This window comes from Methylobacterium sp. V23 (genome assembly GCF_002917135.1).
Classification (GTDB): Bacteria; Pseudomonadota; Alphaproteobacteria; order Rhizobiales; family Beijerinckiaceae; genus Methylobacterium.
Map to the genome: position 1 here is coordinate 1 of NZ_PDHT01000034.1, position 20,201 is coordinate 20,201.

Sequence of the window (20,201 nt, forward strand, 5' to 3'; positions counted from 1 at the left end):
CGGGTTAGGTGCGGGATCGTGGCCTGGAGCGCGTAGAGGCAGTCGTCGAGCGGCAGGAGGGTGTGCCGGCGGATAAGCGACGATCACTGCCTCTTCCTCGGTCGTGAGCACCGTCGAGCGCGGCGTCTTCGGTCCCATCGCCGCGTCATGCACGAAGGCACGCTTGCGCCACTTCGCGACCGTCTTGAGGTTCAATCCATGCTGGGCGGCAAGATCTTTGAGCGGAGCTTTCGATCGCTGTAGCGCTGCTCTGACCGCGTGCGTGGTCGTGGCGCAGCTGTGAAGAACCTGTCCCATAACGCCTCCCGGTATGCAGCGACCTCAGCTAAACTGATGCCACCACACTGCGGGACTGCACACCTAACGCCTGGATTGCCTAAACGTTTATAGAAGGAGCGGCAAACATAGCATCGCTTGTCAGCAAAGCCACTTTCCTCTCATCGACACACGCTCTGATGTCACTCTCAGCGAGATTTCCTCATTACTGTGGTGGCAGAGGTGATGGTATGGAAACGAAATGAATTGCGTACGCCACTAAAGCCGCAAACAAGATCGCGGCGGCGATCAGACCGAAGCGATTTGTTTTTACCGGCGACGGTATCTGATTGTTGGGATCCATTGGGCCTCCTGCTTTTCAGATAAACCGCCGGTTCGAATAACTGTTCAGCCACTCCGAAACAGGGCTGGCACAAGCAGGGCATGAACTCGGTCGTTTGGTCGAGACCCATGGCTGCATACGGCAAAGTCCGGGAAGGGCGGTTTGTGGACACGAGCGAAGAGCGTTTAATCGATTAGTCGCGCGCCACGCTCGAAGGTGAAGTAGCGCCAGACCCACTGCACCATGACGAGCGTGCGCTTCTGAAAACCGATCAGCAGGTACACATGCGCGACCGCCCAGAGCAGCCACGCGACGCGCCCCGTGAGGTTTAAGTGCCCAAAGCTGTACACTGCCGCGTGACGTCCGATAACGGCTGTGTCGCCGTTGCTGCGATACTGAAACGGCGCAGGCGCGCCCGGGTGCCGCAGCGCCCGTCCGAGGTGGTAACCCTGCTGCTGAGCAACCTGGGCTAAGGCCGGAAGCGGCTTTCCGTTCTGGAGGAAGAGAGCCACATCACCTAGCGCGTAGATGTTCGTCTGACCGATGATGGCCATGTTCCCGTCTACCGGGATACGTCCAGTCCGATTCTCGGTTCCGCCGAACCACGCAGCCCCCGCGGCAGCACGAACCCCCGCGCCCCAGATGACGTTTGCAGCTTCGATCCGCTTGTCTGCCAGCTGCACGCCCTTTGCGTCGATCTGCTGCACGGTGGTGTTCAGCCGTACCTCGACGCCAAGCCGCACCGGCGCACGATAGGCATAGGCACTCAGCACCTCCGGGAAAGCTCCAAGGAGCCTGGGACCTGCCTCCACAAGGATCACACGGGCCTTAGTGGGATCGATGCGACGGAAGTCTCCCCGAAGGGTGTACCGTGCCAGTTCAGCGACCGTGCCCGCCATCTCAACGCCGGTGGGCCCACCGCCCACCACGACCATGGTCAGGAGAGCCGAGCGACGGACGGTCTCGGCGCAACTTTCGGCTTCCTCGAAGGCCTTCAGAAGCCGCGCACGAATGGTCCGAGCATCAGAAATGGTCTTGGGCGCCGGCGCGGATGCAGCCCATTCGGAATGGGCAAAGTAGTTGTAGGCCGAGCCGGTCGCGACCACGAGCTGATCGAAGGGGACGTAACCGCCGTCCGAGAGTTGGACGTGACGCAGCAAGGTGTCGACACCCTGAACATCGGCAAGCACGACATCGACATTTTGTGCATGGGCAAGCACGCGCCGAATTGGGACCGCGATGTCAGCAGGCGACAGGGCCGCAGTCGACACTTGGTAGAGGAGAGGCTGAAATAGGTGGTGATTGCGCCTGTCGATGAGGGTGACGTGCACATCGGCACTTGCAAGCGCTCGTGCACAAGCCAAGCCGCCGAAGCCGCCCCCAATGATGACGATACGGCGCTTGTTACCATCGGGACGTGGAGTACGGTCAAGGTAAGGTGCAGGCGGCATGACTCATTCCGAAGTTGACCTACGGGTATAACGCCGCTTACCCGATGAAGGGTCACGGGCTTTGGACCGCTCCGGTTGGAAGGCTCCCTATGCCCTCCTCAGCTGGCAGCTTCGACGCGTTCTGCACTGAGCAGCAGCCAGCGCGAACCAGGTCGCCTGTGAAGCCCAGCAGCAAACGGTCCCAACAGCTGCTACGAGTCAGCTGAGGACAAACATCAGGCGCGTGTCCACTCCGGACGAAGGCGGTCCACCACACGCTCAAGCCGTATCAGGCCATAAGGCTTGTCGATTATCACCAGTGACGTGCGGCGATTGGGGGCCGCATCCATGACCTCGGCCCTGCTCGCCAGTTGCTCGTTGATGTAGAAGTGGCGCAGCGATTACGGCGTGCACTTGATGCCCTTGTGGTCCCGCTCCATACCCGCGGCCTAGATGGGCTCTCATCGCTGAATTCGAACTTAGCTCGACCGGCGCAGCAGTCCGGTAGGGCGAACTCATGTCCAAGCGACGAGTTGTCTGGCCTCCATCCAAAGGAGCTCTCATGAAAACGCGCAAGCTCGGAAACTCAGGCCTGGAGGTCTCTGCCCTGGGCCTCGGGTGCATGGGGATGTCAGACTTCTACGCCGGCCGCGATGATGCAGAGTCCGTAGCGACGCTGCACCGCGCATTCGATCTCGGCGTGAACTTCCTTGATACCGCGGACATGTACGGTGTTGGCCGCAACGAGGAGCTCGTTGGCCGTGTTGTGCGGGAGCGCTCTGAGTGGGTGATCGTCGCCACCAAGTTCGGCAACGTGCGAGGCTCGGATGGCAGTTTTAAGGGTGTGAACGGCCGGCCGGAGTACGTGCGCCAAGCCTGTGAAGCCAGCCTGAAGCGACTCGGCATCGAAGTAATCGATCTCTACTACCAGCACCGGGTTGACCCAAACACACCGATCGAAGACACGGTGGGCGCGATGGCCGAACTCGTGCGCGAGGGCAAGGTCAAACATTTGGGCCTCTCGGAGGCAGCTCCTGAGACGATCCGGCGAGCGCACGCCGTTCATCCGATTGCGACGCTTCAGACCGAGTACTCGCTCTGGAGCCGCGACCCTGAAGACGAGATACTGCCCACCGTGCGCGAGCTGGGGATCGGGTTCGTGCCCTACAGTCCCCTGGGCCGTGGCTTCCTCACTGGGCAGTTCCAACGACCTGAGGATCTTGCCGAGGACGACTACCGCCGCACCTCACCGCGTTTTCAGGGCGAGAACTTCCAGAAGAACCTCGATCTGGTCGCAGAAATCCGCGCGATTGCCGCCGACAAGGGCTGTACGCCGGCGCAGCTGGCCTTGGCCTGGGTGCTGGCGCAAGGCGAGGACATTGTGCCGATCCCGGGCACCAAGCGGCGCAAGTACCTGGAGGAAAACCTAGGCGCGCTCGACGTGTCGCTCACCGCCGACGATCTGGCTCGGATCAATGCCGCTGTTCCATCGGGCGCGGCGGCAGGAACACGCTATGCTGCCCCGCAGATGCAGGCTTTGAACCGCTAAGGCTTAAGCCGAAGGTGTTTCCCAAGGGCTCAGTGCAGGCAGGAGAGATGACCACCGGCGTTATTCCCAGGTGGTCCTCAGCGCAACCCGTCGACGATGGCATTAAAAACCTCCTGTCCCTCTTCGTTGATGAAGACCAGGACCGCCGCCGAGTTGGTGGCGGTCCCTTCGCCTCAGGCCGGGACGCTGAGCGCGAGTGCGGCGGCACTCGGAGGCTTCGGAGGACGCGGCATCACTGCTGCCGGACAGGGCGGTGGATCGTCATCATCGTTCCGACGTCCGGGCCGTATGTGACGGCGTAAGTTCAAGAACCGCTGCAAACGTCGGCGAGGCGAAGCCAGGGTGTTCGTGCACCGGATTGTTTCGCCAGGAGAACCCTGGTCCAGCGCAGCGAGGGCGTTGAGCACTGCATCGAGCGATACCGGCTCGGCCCTGCAGCCGGCCAGGCAGCGCAAGCCTGGTGCATTCTCAAGGGCGCAGGCATCCGAGGCCCAGGCTGCCAGGATCGTGCGCTTTTCCGCTTGGGACATCAGAGGGTGAGCCAGAACCTCTTGCGGACGGCGGAAGACGTCGCCGGGAGCAACAAGCGCCTGCCAAGCCTCGAAGGAAGCCGGCTGTGTTGCGGCCTGGCTCATGGGGCCGGAATGAGAGAGGTGCGTCTCCATCATCGTCATCAAACATCCTCCCTGGGGAGACGAGGAAGAACATGAAAGGGTATGCTCCTCGTGAACCCTGAGGCCCACGAGGGTATCGGTTCGGCGGTCGGTAGCGTGTGAGCTCAGGCGGCCTTGGACTCGCCCTCGATCTCCGCTGAGGCGTTGTCTTGGCCAACGGCCACTGATGTGCCGCCGATCTCGATGCGGCGCGGCTTCATCGCCTCTGGAACTTCGCGCTTGAGTTCGACGGTCAGCAGCCCATTCTCGAGGTTGGCTCCCGTGACCTTCACGTGATCAGCCAGGTTGAAGGTCTGGCGGAAGCCACGGCCTGCGATCCCACGGTGGAGATACTGGCGCTCGCCCTCTGCACCCTTTCTCTGACCCGTTACCAGCAGGGACGTGCCATGCTGGGTGAGTTCGATCTCGTCAGACCCAAAGCCTGCCACAGCCATGGTGATGCGGTATTGGTCGTCGGCAAGTTTCTCGATGTTGTAGGGCGGCCAGGTTGCCTCGACACGGCTGGGCTGATCGAGAAGGTCGAACAGGCGATCAAAGCCGACCGTGGAGCGGAACAGGGGGGCAACGTCATAGGTCCTCATAACCACATCCTCCAATGAGCAACGTGACATCGAGGGACGCCGGACAGCATAGGCCGACGCCCACATTGCGAGCCATTCTGAGCCTCGCACGCGCGTAACGCCGCAGCCGCAATCCGGTTCCTCGGCTTCCAAAAAATCCCGTCTCATTGCTGGTATGGGGTGGAGCTGGGCGCGTCCGGGACTGAGACTGCACCCGGTTGGTGAGCTTCAGCCTTCAGTAATTCGGCCAACTGCGTGATGTAGCGCGGCGAGTGCATCCCGACTTTGGCTGACCAGATCGCAGAGGCTGTGTTTTCGGACAGGCTGAACCGCAAGCGGTCATCCTTCCACAAGCTGTACCGCGCCGCTATTGGGTAGCTGTTGACTCAATCAGGCGCGGGTCCACTCCGGACGAAGCCGATCCGCCACACGTTCAAGCCGTACCTGCCCGTAGTGCTTGTCGATCATGACGAGTGAGGTGCGGCAGTTGCGGGCCACATCCATGACCTCCGCGCCATTCGCGAGCTGCTCGCTGATGTAGAAGTGGCGCAGCGAATACGGCGTGCGCTTGATGCCACGGTGATCTCGCTCCAGGCCCGCCGCCTTCAGCAGCTCGGTGAAGCCGTTGGCCACTGAGCTCACGCGTTTTCCCTGCTCGCTCGCGAACACCGGGTCCGTGTCCTGGGGTTCCCGCCCCATGCTGCGCTGGAACAGCATCCAGAGGGTGTCGAACCAGGGGATCGCTGCCTTCTGCGGGATCGCCTTGCCGCTCTTGCCCTTGCCGCGCACTTGCAGCCGGATGTCCCGCTGGTCCACAGGCTTGTGCCTGCCCGCGCGATAGCCCAGCACGTCACCCCAGGTGAGATTGTACATCTCAGTGGGGCGTAGGCCTGAGAACGCGCCGATCATCACGTACGCGTGCAGCAGCGTGCGATCCCTGCGGGTGTGGTCATCCAGCCGCTTGATGCGCCAGCTGCGCCGGTCGCTAGCCCGCACCTCAGCGCCCTTGCCATCCATGATGGGATCCACAAGCCGGCTCAGGCTTGCGGCTTCAAGCCGGGCGAACTCATGGGGCTCAAAGCTGGGACGGCGGTTGTCGGGTGCGCGCCGGGCCTTGATGCTGATTTCAGGCGGTGTCTTCAGGTAGCCCTGCCGTGAGGCCCAGCGCAGCAGCGCCCGCAGCACCACGGTCTCGCCGCGCTGCCGGCTGATGGACGGGGCGGAGCGCCGTACGGGCCGGCGCAGACGGTGTCCGTCACGCTCGTATTCGATGTGCTCGATGAGCTTGCCCGGCCCTTCGGTCCAGTAGGTGCGCCGCCACTCCGCGTAGCGCTCCAGATCCGTGTCTGTGATGGCATCGACGGGTTTGGAGCCGAAGTAGCCGATGAAGAAGCGCCGAATCATCGCGGGCTCGCTCTTGCCCTGGTCGGTTCGGCGTTCACCCCGCTCCACCTCACGATGGATCTGCGCGATGTACTCCTCAGCGACGGCCTCAAAGCCGTGCGCCCGGGCGGTGAGGCCCTGCTTGGCCCGGTAGGTGGCCTCGTACCAGATGGCATCCGCCCGGCGCTCAGCCTCCCCACGGTCGTCCGTATCCAGGGATCGTTTCAGCTGCCCCTGCCCTCGCACGCTGAAGCGCATCTGCCACTTCGTGCTGCCTGCGCGCTGGAACAGCTGGTAGCGCTCAGCTTGGGGGCTGGTTGGGGTGCTCACGATGCGCCCTGTCTGGTTACTGCGGTGCGGAGGACTGCGCTAGAAGTGCGCTAGGGTGCTTTCTGAGCCCCCAGCAAACCGTTACGTGCGCACGACAATTTTTTCGGCTGCGCTAGGGCTGTTCTAGGATTTATAGCCTTTTCGCCGCTGCTCAAAGAGCAAAGAAAAAGCCTGCTAAGTCATTGACTTAGCAGGCTAAAACGTTGGTAGCGAGGGAGGGATTTGAACCCCCGACACAAGGATTATGATTCCTCTGCTCTAACCAGCTGAGCTACCCCGCCAGACCGCGGCCGCCAAAGAACGTGGCCGCGATGAGATCGGCGGTATAGGGAACCCCGCCGTGAGGTGTCAACGGGGTCCGCCCGGAGAAAATGGCCGGCCCCGTGGGAACGTCAGAGCCGGGTGCCGAGGATCTCGGCGACCTGGGGGATGTCCTTGTCGCCACGTCCGCAGAGGTTAACCACCAGGAGGTGATCCTGGGGCTTCTGCGGCGCCAGTTCCTGGACCTTGGCCAGGGCGTGGGCCGGCTCCAGGGCCGGGATGATGCCCTCCAGCATCGAGCAGAGCTTGAAGGCTTCCAGCGCCTCGTTGTCCGTGGCCGAGAGATAGGTGACGCGGCCGGCCTCATGCAGCCAGGCGTGCTCGGGACCGATGCCCGGGTAGTCCAGGCCGGCCGAGATCGAGTGCGCGTCCGCGATCTGGCCGTCGCCATCCTGCAGCAGGTAGGTGCGGTTGCCGTGGAGCACGCCGGGCTTGCCGCCCGACAGCGAGGCCGCGTGCAGGCCGCTGGAGATGCCGTGACCGGCCGCCTCGACGCCGTACATCGCCACGTCGGGATCGTCGAGGAAGGGGTGGAACAGGCCCATGGCGTTGGACCCGCCGCCGATGCAGGCGACGAGGGAATCCGGCAGGCGGCCCTCCATCTCCAGCATCTGCTGCTTCGTCTCGCGGCCGATGATCGACTGGAAGTCGCGCACCATCGCCGGGTAGGGGTGCGGCCCCGCCACCGTGCCGATGCAGTAGAAGGTGTCGGCGACGTTGGTGACCCAATCGCGCAGGGCCTCGTTCATCGCGTCCTTCAGGGTCTTGGTCCCGGACTGAACCGGCACCACCTCGGCGCCGAGCATCTTCATGCGGAACACGTTGGGCGCCTGGCGCGCCACATCGACGGCGCCCATGTAGACCACGCATTTCAGGCCGAAGCGGGCGCAGAGGGTGGCGGTGGCGACGCCGTGCTGGCCGGCACCGGTCTCGGCGATGATGCGCGGCTTGCCCATGCGGCGCGCCAGCATGATCTGGCCGAGCACGTTGTTCACCTTGTGCGAGCCGGTGTGGTTCAACTCGTCACGCTTGAAGAAGATCTTCGCGCCCTGCCCCGGGGCGGCCTGCGCGCGCAGGTGCTCCGTCATCCGCTCGGCGTAGTAGAGCGGGCTCGGCCGGCCGACATAGTGGGTCAGGTGGCTGTTCATCTCGGCCTGGAAGGCCGGGTCCGCCTTCGCGGCCGAGTAGGCCGCTTCCAGGTCCAGGATCAGCGGCATCAGCGTCTCGGCCACGAAGCGTCCGCCGAAGATGCCGAAGCGGCCGCGCTCGTCCGGGCCGTTGCGGAACGAGTTCGGAGGGGGAGCGATGGTCACGGGCATGGTCCTTGTCAGAGCTGCGTTTGTCGATAGGCCTAGACCCGCACGGGGGGCGCCGACAATGCGGCCAACGCGTCGAATCGCGAATTCAGGGCCTTTCGGCGCGGAAAGCAAGGGACTCCCGGGCGCGCGTCCCCTGCCCCCTCAGCCCCGGGCCGCCGCGATGAAGGCGGCGATCCGCGCCGCCGATTTCTCGCCCGAACGGGTCTCGACGCCCGACGAGACGTCGACGGCCCGCGCGCCGGTGCGGGCGAGCGCCGTCGCCACGGTGTCGGGGGTGAGGCCGCCCGAGAGCATGTAATCCGCCGGGAGAACGGCGCCCCCCAGAAGCTCCCAGTCGAAGGCGTGGCCGTTGCCGCCGGGCAGCGCCGCACCCGGGGGCGCCTTGGCGTCGAGGAGGATGCGGTCGGCCCGGCCCGCGAAGGCGGTCACCGCGGCGAGATCCGCCGCGCCGGCGACCCCGATCGCCTTCATCACCCGGCGACCCGTCGCGGCGCGGATGGCCGCCACGCGCTCGGGGGTCTCGCGGCCGTGGAGCTGGATCCAGTCCGGGTCGAGGGCCTCGACGGCGGCCGCCACCGCAGCGTCGTCCGGGTCGACGAGGAGCACCACCCGCTCGGTCCGGCCCTTCGCGCGCGCCGAGAGGGCGCGGCCGGTCTCTAGGTCCACGTGGCGGGGGCTCCTGGGGAAGTGCACGAACCCGACGAGATCGGCACCGGCCTCCACGGCGGCGTCGAGAGTCGCCGCCGTGCTGAGCCCGCAGATCTTGATCGCGATGGCGGACATGGGTTTCGAGGTCTGCGGTTCCGAGGTCTGCGGTTTAGAAATCTGCGGTTTCCAAATCTGCGGTGTCGAGGCCCGCGGGTCGGCCGCCGCGCTCAGCGCGGCGCCGGCAGGGCGACGCGGTCCGAGGCGTTGCGGTAGATGCCGTTCGGCCCCTCATGGGTCGGGGCCGGCGCGTAGGTCTTGAGACGGGCGGTCTCGCCCTCCAGGCGGCGGATCTCGCGCCGGCGCTCGGCGCTGGTGCGGCGGGTGCGCGACTGCCCGAGCCAGGCCCCGCAGCCGCCGAGCAGCACCCCGAGGGCCACCGCGATGAACAGCAGCAGGTAGAGCGGCAGCGTCGCGCTGAAGACCGGCATGTCGGGCGAGAGGGGATCGAAGGAGACCCGCACCGCATCGCGGTTGGCCACCGCGAAAGCGACCACCAGGATCGCCACGGGAAGCAGCACCAAGCCCTTGAGGAAGCGGATCATCGAATCGAACTCCGAGCAGCGTAGGAAACGGGGCGGATCAGGACGCGGCGGCCTCGCCGTCCCCGATGCCGGCCTCGTTGAGGCGCAAGCGCATCTCCTTGCCCGTCTTGAACACGGGGATGGCCTTCTCCGAGACGGCAACGGCCGCACCCGTCCGCGGGTTGCGCCCGCGCCGCGCATCGCGGCGCTTCACCGAGAAGGCGCCGAAGCCGCGCAACTCGACCCGGTCGCCGCGGGCCAGGGCATCCGCGATGGTGTCCAGGATCGCGTTCACCAGGGTCTCGACGTCCCGCTGGTAGAGATGCGGGTTCTGCTCGGCGATCTTCAGCACGAGCTCCGACTTGATCATGGGAGGGCCTTCACGAAGTCATCCACGAATGGGGTGGCGCGGACCCTCAGCGGGCGGCGTCAGCGGGACCGGGCCGCCAGAGGACCAGGAGTCCGCCCTGGGCCAGGCCCGACGTCTCGTCGCCGACCTGACGCAGGCGCGCCGCGACGCCGTCGAGCCCGACGAGGTCGGCCCCGAGGCCGAGGGCCGACCACAGGCGGAAATCGCTCTTGGCCTTCGGCTTCCAGTCCAGCACGGGCAGGTCCTTGGCGACGCCGCGCTCGGATTCGAGCCAGGCGATGGCCTGCCGCTCGCCGCCGAGGCCGTCCACCAGCTTGAGCGGGACGCTCTGGCGGCCGCTGAACACCCGGCCGTCGGAGACGGTGGCGAGTTCCTTCTCGGTCATCTTGCGCCGGTCGGCCACGAGGCCCTTGAACCACGCATAGGTGTCGCCGACGACGGCCGCGAGGGCGGCGCGGGCCTCGGGCGAGGTCGGCGTGAAACCCGACGGCTCGGCCTTCAGGGGCGCCGACTTCACGGACTCGACCTTGACCCCGATCTTGTCGAGGAGGCCCGACAGGTCCGGATACTGGAACAGGACGCCGATGGAGCCCACCAGGGCGGTCTCGCGCGCGACGATGTGGTCGGCGGCGATGGCTGCGATGTAGGCGCCGGAGGCGGCGGTGCCGTCGACGAAGGCCACCATGGGCTTCTTCTCGGCGAGCGCCCGCAGGTTGCGGTAGAGTTCCTCGGAGCCGGTGGTGGTGCCGCCCGGCGAGGAGATCGACACCACGACGCCCTGCACGGCGCTCGCGTCGCGGACGCGCTCGATCAGCTTGGTGGTGGATTCGCTGCCGGCGATGAAGCCGCCCACCGAGATCCGGGCGATCTGCGGACGGACACTGCCGAGACCGAGGGCCTCGCCGCCACTGCGAACCCGCAGGCCGACCGCCCCGACCGCGACCACGAGGCCGCCGATGCCGAGGACGCGCCAGAGGGAGAGTTTGCGGCGCAGGCGCCGGCGATCGATCAGAAGTTCGGCATCCGCGGCCATGCGCTGGTTACGCTCCCTCACGTGCCGGCTCGGCCGGCTGATGGTTTTCGGACGCCAGAGTCCCGGGCGTCGCGTTCCGGTCTCCCGGCCGGTGCGCGCCGGCCTCCGCCCGCGCGCCGAACCTTGTCCCACACTCCCCGCCGATTTGCATCAAGCCTTTGGGACTTATCGGCCTTTGGGACTTATCGAACGTCGGGACTTGTCGGTCTTCGGCGGTTCTCGGCCTTTGGCGGTTCTCGGCCTTCGGCGCATCCCGGCCTCGGACGCATCGCACGCCCGCCGGCGTGACGCCGCGCCCGAGCCGTCACCGGGCCCGTGTTCTAGCCTTGCCGGATAGGGACCGACAAGGGGCTCACGGCCGGCCCACGCCGCCGCCGGGGTGGGGGCCCGCGCACGAAAAACGCCCGCGCGGGAGGCGATCCCGCGCGGGCGTCGATGGCGAGGCGAGGCGCCCCGGTCCCGAGGGACCGGGGACGACGCGGGACGGATTAGTCCTGCGGCTCGTCCTTGTCGTCGCTGGTGCGGGCCTTCTTGAAGGCCGCGCCCAGGATCTCGCCGAGCGAGGCACCCGAATCGGTCGAGCCGAACTGGGCCATCGCCTCCTTCTCTTCGGCCATCTCGAGGGCCTTGATCGAGAGCTGGACCCGGCGCGCCTTGCGGTCGAACTGGATCACGCGGGCATCGAACTTCTCACCGGCGGCGAAGCGCTCGGGGCGCTGGTCGCCGCGGTCGCGGGCGAGCTCGGCCCGGCGGATGAAGGTCGTCAGGTCGGTGTCGACGATCTTCACATCAACGCCCGAATCCTTCACGTCCACCACTTCGCAGGTCACGATCTGACCCTTCTTGAGGTCGCCGGCCTCCGTGAAGGGGTCGCCGCCGAGCTGCTTCACGCCGAGCGAGATGCGCTCCTTCTCGACGTCGACGTCGAGAACCTGGGCGCGCAGCATGTCGCCCTTCTTGAACTCCTCGATGACCTGCTCGCCGGGACGGTTCCAGTCGAGATCCGACAGGTGGACCATGCCGTCGACATCGCCGTCGAGGCCGATGAACAGGCCGAACTCGGTCTTGTTCTTGACCTCGCCCTCGACCTCGGAGCCCACCGGATGCTGCTGGGCGAACGCCTCCCAGGGGTTCTGGAGGGTCTGCTTGAGGCCGAGCGAGATGCGGCGCTTGACCGGATCGACCTCGAGGATCTGCACTTCCACTTCCTGCGAGGTGGAGACGATCTTGCCCGGGTGGACGTTCTTCTTGGTCCAGGACATCTCGGAGACGTGGATCAGGCCTTCGATGCCCGGCTCCAGCTCCACGAAGGCGCCGTAGTCGGTGATGTTGGTCACGCGGCCTTTGAGCTTGGCGTCGACCGGGTAGCGCTGGGCGATGCCCTCCCACGGATCGGCCAGCAGCTGCTTGATGCCGAGCGAGATGCGGTGGGTCTCGTGGTTGATCTTGATGATCTTGACCTTGACCGTCTGGCCGATGGTCACGACCTCGGACGGGTGGTTCACGCGGCGCCACGCCATGTCGGTGACGTGGAGCAGGCCGTCGATGCCGCCGAGATCGACGAAGGCGCCGTACTCGGTGATGTTCTTGACGACGCCGTCGATGACCTGGCCTTCCTCGAGGTTGGCCACCAGCTCGGAGCGCTGCTCGGCGCGGCTCTCCTCGAGGACGGTCCGGCGCGACACGACGATGTTGCCGCGGCGACGATCCATCTTGAGGATCTGGAACGGCTGCGGGGTGCCCAGCAGCGGGGTGACGTCGCGCACGGGGCGGATGTCGACCTGGGAGCGCGGCAGGAACGCCACGGCGCCGTCGAGGTCGACGGTATAGCCGCCCTTGACCTGGTTGAAGATCGCGCCGGTGACGCGCTCGTTGGCCTCGAAGGCCTTCTCGAGCTTGACCCAGCTCTCCTCGCGGCGCGCCTTGTCGCGCGAGATGACGGCCTCACCGAGCGCATTCTCGATGCGGTCGACATAGACCTCGACCTCGTCACCGACGGCGAGCTCGCCTTCGCGGCCGGGGCCGTTGAATTCCTTGAGGGCGACACGGCCTTCCGTCTTGGCGCCGATGTCGATGACGGCCACGTCCTTCTCGATCGCGACGACGCGACCCTTGACGACGGACCCTTCGGTGATCTCGTGTTCGAGGAAGGACTCCTCAAGAAGAGCGGCGAAGTCGTCGCGGCTCGGGCTACGCTGCAGGGCGTTACCAGCGGTCATTCTGTCTCCTGACAGGCCTCATCGGGAGGCCGGCATCGGCGGCTCGCGTGACGGGACACCCTCGACGTCGCCACCCGGGGTCACGGACCCGACGGGCTCAACCTCCCGGAGGAGGGCCGACGCATTCTCAAACGATGGTCGAGAGTGATCCTCCAAACGGGGCGTGGCCCGGCGGGACAGCCGAGCCTCGTGGAATCCCTTCGGAGAACGGCGGTTGCATAGCGGATTGCCGGACGTCCGGCAATGGGCCGGGTGCCCGGCCCGCTTCGGTCTCGCAAACGAAAAATCCCCGCGGCCAGGCTGCGGGGATCGGTCGGCGCGGCGCGTACGGGGCGGGTCAGTCCTCGTCGTCGTCCTCGGTGCTGCGCATGCCCTTGAGCTTCGCGAACACCGAATCGGCGTTGAGCTTCTCGTCGCGGGCGCTGCGGTGATGCTCGTCGGCTTCGGTGTAGTCGGTGGCCGTCGACACCTCGGTCGGCAGCAGCGTCGCGCCGCCGTCCACCGGCATGTTGGCCGGCCGGTCCTTGGCCGAGCGCTGAACCTCGAAATCCAGGTCGATCTGGGTGCAGAGACCGAGGGTCACCGGGTCCATCGGCTGCAGGGAGCCGGAATTCCAATGGGTGCGCTCGCGGATCTGCTGGATCGTCGACTTGGTGGTGCCGACGAGGCGGATGATCTGCGCGTCCTTGAGCTCGGGGTGGTTGCGCAGCAGCCAGAGGATGGCGTTCGGGCGGTCCTGGCGGCGGGAGAGGGGCGTGTAGCGCGGGCCCTTGGTGGTCCGCTTGACCTCGGGCAGCTTCACCTTCGAGACCGCGACCTTGAGCTTGTAGTTCGGGCTCTTCTGCGCCTTCTCGATCTCGTCGCGGGTGAGCTGGCCGGTGGTGATCGGATCGAGGCCCTTGATGCCCGCGGCGACCTCGCCGTCGGCGATGCCCTTCACCTCGAGGGGGTGCAGCTTGCAGAAATCGGCGATCTGCTCGAAGGCCAGCGAGGTGTTCTCCACCAGCCATACGGCGGTGGCCTTCGGCATCAGCGGGCCTTGCGACATCGGGTGACTCCAACAGGTTCGTGCGGGACGGGTCCGGGGCGCCGCCGACAGGGCGTCGCTCGCTCCGGCCTCGACTGGCCGGCAGCATCCCGTCTCAACGCTGCAATAGGGAAGCGCCGTCTATACAGGTTCCGATGGGGTCAACGCAATTGCGATCCGCTTGTCCCGGATGTCCGGGACGTGCGCCTCAGGTGAAGAGGCTCGAGACGCTGGATTCCGTCGCCGTCCGGCCGATGGCCTCGCCCAGGAGCGGCGCGATGGTGGCGACCCGGATGTTGCGCGCGAGCTTGACTGCCTGGGTCGGCTGGATCGAGTCGGTGATGACCAGTTCCTTCATCCGCGACGCGGCGATGCGCGAGACCGCGCCGCCCGAGAGCACCCCGTGGGTGATGTAGGCGGAGACGTCCTTGGCCCCGGCATTCAAGAGGGCCTCGGCGGCGTTCACCAGGGTGCCGCCGGAATCGACGATGTCGTCGACGAGGATGCAGGAGCGGCCCTCGACCTCGCCGATGATGTTCATCACCTCGGACTCGCCGGGACGCTCGCGGCGCTTGTCGACGATGGCCAGGGTCGCGTCGATGCGCTTGGCGATGGCGCGGGCGCGGACGACGCCGCCGACATCCGGCGACACCACCATCCAGTCCCGCGGGTCGAGGCGCTCCTTGATGTCGCGCACCATCACGGGGGCGGCGAACAGGTTGTCGGTCGGGATGTCGAAGAAGCCCTGGATCTGCCCGGCATGGAGATCGAGGGTCATGACGCGGTCGGCGCCGGCCTCGGTGATGAGGTTGGCCACGAGCTTGGCGGAGATCGGGGTGCGGCCCGAGGTGCGCCGGTCCTGGCGGGCATACCCGAAATACGGGATCACGGCGGTGATGCGCCGCGCCGACGAGCGCCGCGCGGCGTCGATCATGATGAGCAGTTCCATCAGGTGATCGTTGGCCGGGAACGAGGTCGACTGGACGATGAAGACGTCCTCGCCGCGCACGTTCTCTTGGAGTTCGACGAAGATCTCCATGTCGGCGAAGCGCCGGACCATGCATTTGGCCAGTGGCAATTCGAGGTAGGCCGCGATGGCCTCGGCCAAGGGGCGGCTCGCGTTGCCGGCGATGATCTTGATCGAGGACTTCATGCCGGGGTCTTCATCTCGCGATCCTGCAGGGCCGAGCCCGTGCCGAGGTTTTCGGCCTTGGTTGCGGCGCTCCATAACAGCCGCACCCCAGGCGTCACAATGCCTTCACCTGTGTTGCAGAGTCAGGTTTCGCACATCAGGGCTCGAGCAGCCGGTGCAGGTGCACGATGAAGTAGCGCGTCTGGGCGCTGTCAACCGTCGACTGCGCCTTGGCTTTCCAGGCGGTCTGGGCCGAGGCGTAGTCCGGAAAGATGCCGACGATGTCGAGATTCTTGACGTCGCGGAAATTCACGCCGTCGAGGCTCTCCAACTCGCCCCCGAAGACCAGGTGCAGCCTCTGTGCGCTGTCGATCGTCGTCGTCATTCCCGCATCTCCCTCCGCCCGGATCCGGCGCCATCCCGGAAGGCACGCGCCGTGCCGCGGGTGCGGTCGCAAACGCCGCCGGGTTCGTCAACCCGATCCGCGTGCCGCGGAACACGCAGGCCCTGTCCCGCACGGCACGGTGCACAGGCATCGCCGCCGGGCAACCGCTCCTCAGAGGTCGAACAGGCTTCCTTGCCGGGCCGCGGGCGCGGGCACGTCCGGCGGCTGCGCCGTCCGGGCGGCCGTCGTCGGGGCTGTCTTTTTTTGGGGTGTCCGCTTCCGCGCGGTCTTCGGGGGGGTCGTCGCCTCGCCGGTCGGGCTGGCCCCATCCGCCGGGGCGTCGCGCGGCACGACCTCGACGAAACCGTCCGTGAATTCCAGGGTCATGTGCGGGGCGATCTGCGCCGCGGCGCGGATCGCCCGCCCGTCCGAATCCCGGACCAGGGCGTAGCCGCGGGCCAGCACGGCGCGGTAGCTCAGGGACCCGAGCAGGCCGGAGAGCCCGGCGAGCCGGTCGGCGCGGCGCTCCGTCAGGCGGACGCCGGCCCGGACCAGCCGCGTCTGCAGGGCGTCGAGGCGATCGCGGCTGCGCACCTGCTCCGCCCGTGCGCGGCTCACCGTTCCCTCCCGGGCGATCACGAGGCGGCGGCCGAGATAGGACAGCCCCTCCCCCTTGCGCGCCATGTCGTGGCGCAGGGCCGCGCCGGGACGGTCGCTGATGCGGGCGACCCGTCCGCGCGCCTGGGCCAGGGCCAGGGTCGGCGGATGTCGGGCGAAGCGCTCGACGAGGCGCGAGACGCGCAGCCGGAACACCCGGGCGTTGCCGGCCAGAGCCGGGCCGAGCCTCGCCTCGGCGAGGTCGAGGCGCTGGCGCTTGGCCGCCAGGAAGGCGTCGACGTCCGGCATCGCCCGCACCAGGGCGCGCAGGTCGCTGCGCTCCCGGTCGAGACGGCGCTGGACCGCCTCACGCTGGCGCCGTGCGAGATCGGACACCTCGGCGACGAGGTCGGCCCGCACCGGAACGGCCATCTCGGCGGCCCCCGTCGGGGTCGGGGCTCGCCGGTCGGAGACGAAGTCGATCAGGGTGGTGTCGGTCTCATGGCCCACCGCGGAGATCAGCGGGATCGTCGAGTCCGCGGCCGCGCGCACCACGCATTCCTCGTTGAAGGCCCAGAGATCCTCGATGGAGCCGCCGCCGCGCGCCACGATGAGCACGTCGGGCCGCGCAATCGCGCCGCCGGGCGCCAGCGCATTGAAGCCCCGGATCGCCGCAGCGATCTCCTCGGCCGCCCCCTCCCCCTGGACCCGCACCGGCCAGACCAGTACGGGCCGGGCGAAGCGGTCCTCGAGCCGATGCAGGATGTCGCGGATGACGGCGCCGGTCGGCGAGGTCACCACGCCGACGACACGGGGCAGGTACGGGATCGGCCGCTTGCGCTCGGCCGCGAACAGGCCCTCGGCGGCGAGCACGCGCTTGCGCTCTTCCAGCAGGGCCATCCAGGCCCCGATGCCGGCGGGCTCCAGGGTCTCGATGACGATCTGGTACGAGGATTTGCCCGGGAAGGTCGTGATCCGCCCGGTGGCGACCACCTCGAGCCCTTCCTGAGGACGCTGGCGCAGGCGGTTGAAGGTGCCCTTCCAGACCACCGCATCGATCCGTGCGCTGCCGTCCTTGAGCGAGAAGTAGGCGTGACCGGAGCTGTGCTGGCCACGAAAGCCTGAAATCTCGCCCCGCAGGCGAACGTGGCCGAAGGCATCCTCCAGCGTCCGTTTCAGCGCGGAGGCGAGGTCTCCGACGGACCATTCCGGCACGTTGGAAACGGGCCCGGGTGCGGCGGCGGCTTTGGCGGGTGGGGGAGGAACGGCCATGGCGGCGGACGCTAGGGCCGGCGTCGTACCAGGTAAAGGGATTGACCGTGCTGCCCCGGGTCACACCCGTCGCATCACATCAGGCATCACATCAGGATGGAGAGGATGACCAGTGCAGACGCCACGGGCACGGCGCAGATCGCGAGTGCCATGCGCCAGATCGGGAGATTGTGGAGGTTGCCGTTGTCGTTGCAGGCGCGAACAGGCAAGCGGCCGTGCGTAACGTAGTGCGAGAGGCTGACGCTCCGGAGGGGAGTCGGCGCCACCAAAAACGGAACGGATTTGCGACAGCCTGGCATAATCCTCACAACGTCGTCCGAAATGGTTCGTTCCACACGGAAAGTACGAGAACCCAAGAAAGCCGGACCCGGTTCGCGGACCGCTTCCCGTGCACAGTGCGCGTATCGGCTTCGAATCGGACTTTTCAACGAGCGGCTTTTGGGGAACATCACCGCTCATGAACATCCTCCTCATCGGTTCGGGCGGGCGCGAGCACGCCCTCGCCTACGCCATCGCCAAGAGTCCGCTCTGCACCCGCCTGTTCACCGCACCGGGCAATCCGGGAACGGCCGCCTTCGGCGAGAACCGCCCCGAGCTCGACGTGTCCGACCATGCCGCGGTACGGACCTTCTGTTCGGGCGAACGCATCGGTCTCGTGGTGGTCGGTCCCGAGGCGCCCTTGGTGGCGGGCCTGGTCGACGCCTTGCAGGCCGCGGGCGTCCGGGTGTTCGGCCCGACGAAGGCCGCCGCCCAGCTTGAGGGCTCCAAGGGCTTCACCAAGGACCTGTGCGCCGAGGTCGGTATTCCCACCGCCGCCTTCGCGCGGTTCCAGGCCCTCGAACCCGCCCTGGCCTACTTGGCCGCGCAGGGGGCCCCCATCGTGGTGAAGGCCGATGGGCTCGCTGCCGGCAAGGGCGTGGTCGTGGCCGAGACCCGCGAGCAGGCGGAGAACGCCGTGCGAGCTCTGTTCGAGGAGCCCGGCGCCGAGATCGTCATCGAGGAGTGCCTGTTCGGAGAGGAAGCGAGCTTCTTCGCCCTGTGCGACGGCACCCGCGCGGTCCCGGTAGGCACGGCCCAGGACCACAAGCGGGTCTTCGACGGCGACCGCGGCCCCAACACGGGCGGCATGGGCGCTTACTCTCCGGCGACCATCCTGACCCCGGCCTTGGAGCGCGCGGTGATGGAGACCATCATCGCCCCGACCCTCGACGGCATGCGTGCGCGGGGCATCCCCTTCACCGGCATCCTCTATGCCGGGCTGATGCTCACCGCCGACGGGCCGAAGCTCATCGAGTACAACACCCGCTTCGGCGACCCGGAGGCTCAGGTGCTGATGCCGCGCCTCGCCTCCGACCTCGTGCCGGCCCTGCTGGCGGCCTGCGAGGGCGACGTGTCCGGGATCAGCCTGGAATTCGACGAGCGGCGCGCCGCGCTCACCGTGGTCATGGCGGCGGCCGGCTATCCTGGAGCGGTGCTGCGCGGTTCGGAGATCCGCGGCGTCGAGGCCGCGGGCGTGAGCGACGAGGTTCTGGTGTTCCAGGCCGGCACCCGCGCCGAGGGCGAACGCCTGCTCGCCGACGGGGGCCGGGTGCTCGCCGTCACGGCCCTGGGCGAGAGTATGATGGAGGCCCAGGCGCGCGCCTACGCGGCGGTGGCCCGGATCGACTGGCCGGAGGGTTTCTGCCGCCGCGATATCGGCCGCCGCGCCGTCGCCCGCGAGGTCGCGGGCGGCGGGATCTGACGCCAGACTGTCAGCGCCGCTTGTTGCCGCGGGGACCGGTGGGCACCACCGTGTTCCCCCGGTTCTCGGCCCGCAGGATGCGCCAGCGCGCCACCCGCTCCGCGTCGAGTCGGCCCTCGGCGACGGCGGCCTGCACGGCGCAGCCGGGCTCGTGGGCATGTGTGCAGTCGCGGAAGCGGCACTCGGGGGCGAGTTCGGTGATCTCTGCGAACAGGGTGTCGATCCCCTCGGCCGCATCTCCGAGCTGAAGCGAGCGGATTCCGGGCGTGTCGATCACCCAGCCGCCGCCCGCGATGGCGTGGAGCGATCGGCTAGTCGTGGTGTGCCGGCCCTTCGCATCGTGCTCCCGGATGCCTCCCGTCGCCTGAGGCGCCGCGTGGCTTGGACCCGCCAAGGTGTTCACGAGGGTCGACTTGCCGACCCCCGAGGAGCCGACCACCGCCACGGTGCGGCCGGGGCCGCACCAGGGACCAAGCTGCGTCGCTGCCCCGGACTCCCTGGGATTCACCAAGGTGACGGCGAGGTCGCGCTGCAGCGCCCCGGCCTCGCGCCGGTAGCGCTCCGCATCCACCGCCGCGTCCGCCTTGGTCAGGACGATGACCGGCTCGGCGCCGCCCTGGTTGGCTAAGGCAAGGTAGCGCTCCAGCCGTGTCGGATTGAAGTCCGCGTTGCAGGAGGTGACGATGAAGAGGGTGTCGACATTGGCCGCCGCGAGCTGCGGGGCGACGCTGCCTTCCCGCCGCCGCTCCAGAACGGTGCGGCGATCCAGGCATCGGCGCAGCATCTGGGTCCCGGCCTCGACCAGGACCCAGTCGCCCACCGCGTAGTCGCCGGTGTTGGTGTGGACTGGCAGCATCAGCTTGACCGGTCCCGCCTCCGCGAGTGCGCCCATGCGGGCGCGGTGCACGGTCGCGACGCGCTGGGGCACGAGGTCCGCCTCGTCGGGCCGGCACTGGTCCGCGAAGAAGGCGGACCAGCCGAGTTCGGCCAGGGTGTGGGCGACCGTCACAGCGCGCGACCCGGCCGCGTGCC

16 protein-coding genes, 1 tRNA gene and 1 pseudogene are annotated in these 20,201 nt (G+C 67.4%); 2 read left to right on the plus strand and 16 right to left on the minus strand.

What is annotated here, in order from left to right; all coding sequences use genetic code 11:
• Both CRT23_RS28900 and CRT23_RS22850 read right to left on the minus strand, forming a co-directional pair.
• A pseudogene (locus CRT23_RS28900) lies at window positions 1–297 on the minus strand (IS481 family transposase); the annotation flags it as partial.
• 486 nt (window positions 298–783) lie between these two features.
• On the minus strand, window positions 784–2,049 hold the full coding sequence (locus CRT23_RS22850) for an NAD(P)/FAD-dependent oxidoreductase (RefSeq protein WP_103711917.1): 1,266 nt from the start codon (window positions 2,047–2,049) through the stop codon (window positions 784–786).
• A gap of 541 nt (window positions 2,050–2,590) precedes the next feature.
• On the opposite strand from CRT23_RS22850, the gene CRT23_RS22860 reads away from it, so the two are divergent.
• Window positions 2,591–3,577, plus strand: coding sequence for an aldo/keto reductase (locus CRT23_RS22860; protein WP_103711918.1), 987 nt, complete (start codon window positions 2,591–2,593; stop codon window positions 3,575–3,577).
• A gap of 778 nt (window positions 3,578–4,355) precedes the next feature.
• Here CRT23_RS22860 and CRT23_RS22870 read toward each other — a convergent pair.
• The 13 genes from CRT23_RS22870 to xseA form a co-directional block, all read right to left on the minus strand.
• Window positions 4,356–4,832, minus strand: coding sequence for an Hsp20 family protein (locus CRT23_RS22870; protein WP_103711920.1), 477 nt, complete (start codon window positions 4,830–4,832; stop codon window positions 4,356–4,358).
• A gap of 369 nt (window positions 4,833–5,201) precedes the next feature.
• A complete protein-coding gene (locus CRT23_RS22875; RefSeq protein WP_103711921.1) occupies window positions 5,202–6,524 on the minus strand; it encodes a site-specific integrase in 1,323 nt (440 codons plus the stop codon).
• A gap of 204 nt (window positions 6,525–6,728) precedes the next feature.
• A tRNA-Met gene (locus CRT23_RS22880) sits at window positions 6,729–6,805 on the minus strand.
• A gap of 111 nt (window positions 6,806–6,916) precedes the next feature.
• Window positions 6,917–8,158 (minus strand): tryptophan synthase subunit beta, encoded by a 1,242-nt coding sequence (trpB, locus tag CRT23_RS22885; RefSeq protein WP_103711942.1) that lies wholly within the window; start codon window positions 8,156–8,158, stop codon window positions 6,917–6,919.
• A gap of 147 nt (window positions 8,159–8,305) precedes the next feature.
• Window positions 8,306–8,947, minus strand: coding sequence for a phosphoribosylanthranilate isomerase (locus tag CRT23_RS22890; protein WP_103711922.1), 642 nt, complete (start codon window positions 8,945–8,947; stop codon window positions 8,306–8,308).
• Window positions 8,948–9,039: 92 nt separating this feature from the next.
• Window positions 9,040–9,414 carry a LapA family protein gene (locus CRT23_RS22895; protein WP_055959105.1) on the minus strand — a complete coding sequence of 125 codons (375 nt, stop codon included), beginning with the start codon at window positions 9,412–9,414 and terminating at the stop codon, window positions 9,040–9,042.
• A gap of 37 nt (window positions 9,415–9,451) precedes the next feature.
• Window positions 9,452–9,763 (minus strand): integration host factor subunit beta, encoded by a 312-nt coding sequence (gene ihfB / locus CRT23_RS22900; protein WP_055959108.1) that lies wholly within the window; start codon window positions 9,761–9,763, stop codon window positions 9,452–9,454.
• Window positions 9,764–9,809: 46 nt separating this feature from the next.
• Complete coding sequence (gene sppA / locus CRT23_RS22905) at window positions 9,810–10,796, minus strand: signal peptide peptidase SppA (protein ID WP_103711923.1); 987 nt, start codon at window positions 10,794–10,796, stop codon at window positions 9,810–9,812.
• Between the two features lie 488 nt (window positions 10,797–11,284).
• Window positions 11,285–13,015, minus strand: a complete 1,731-nt coding sequence (rpsA, locus tag CRT23_RS22910) for a 30S ribosomal protein S1 (protein ID WP_055959112.1) — start codon at window positions 13,013–13,015, stop codon at window positions 11,285–11,287.
• Window positions 13,016–13,352: 337 nt separating this feature from the next.
• Complete coding sequence (locus CRT23_RS22915; protein ID WP_055959114.1) at window positions 13,353–14,063, minus strand: DUF1013 domain-containing protein; 711 nt, start codon at window positions 14,061–14,063, stop codon at window positions 13,353–13,355.
• A 187-nt stretch (window positions 14,064–14,250) separates the two neighbouring features.
• A complete protein-coding gene (locus CRT23_RS22920; RefSeq protein WP_055959118.1) occupies window positions 14,251–15,195 on the minus strand; it encodes a ribose-phosphate pyrophosphokinase in 945 nt (314 codons plus the stop codon).
• A gap of 136 nt (window positions 15,196–15,331) precedes the next feature.
• Window positions 15,332–15,559, minus strand: coding sequence for a DUF4170 domain-containing protein (locus CRT23_RS22925; RefSeq protein WP_055959121.1), 228 nt, complete (start codon window positions 15,557–15,559; stop codon window positions 15,332–15,334).
• Window positions 15,560–15,730: 171 nt separating this feature from the next.
• Window positions 15,731–17,428 (minus strand): exodeoxyribonuclease VII large subunit, encoded by a 1,698-nt coding sequence (xseA, locus tag CRT23_RS22930; protein ID WP_103711924.1) that lies wholly within the window; start codon window positions 17,426–17,428, stop codon window positions 15,731–15,733.
• Window positions 17,429–17,885: 457 nt separating this feature from the next.
• Between xseA and purD the strand changes: the two genes are divergently transcribed.
• On the plus strand, window positions 17,886–19,169 hold the full coding sequence (purD, locus tag CRT23_RS22940; protein WP_103711926.1) for a phosphoribosylamine--glycine ligase: 1,284 nt from the start codon (window positions 17,886–17,888) through the stop codon (window positions 19,167–19,169).
• Window positions 19,170–19,179: 10 nt separating this feature from the next.
• Here purD and rsgA read toward each other — a convergent pair whose 3' ends face one another.
• Window positions 19,180–20,178 (minus strand): ribosome small subunit-dependent GTPase A, encoded by a 999-nt coding sequence (gene rsgA / locus CRT23_RS22945; RefSeq protein ID WP_245436498.1) that lies wholly within the window; start codon window positions 20,176–20,178, stop codon window positions 19,180–19,182.
• Between the last annotated feature and the right edge of the window lie 23 nt (window positions 20,179–20,201).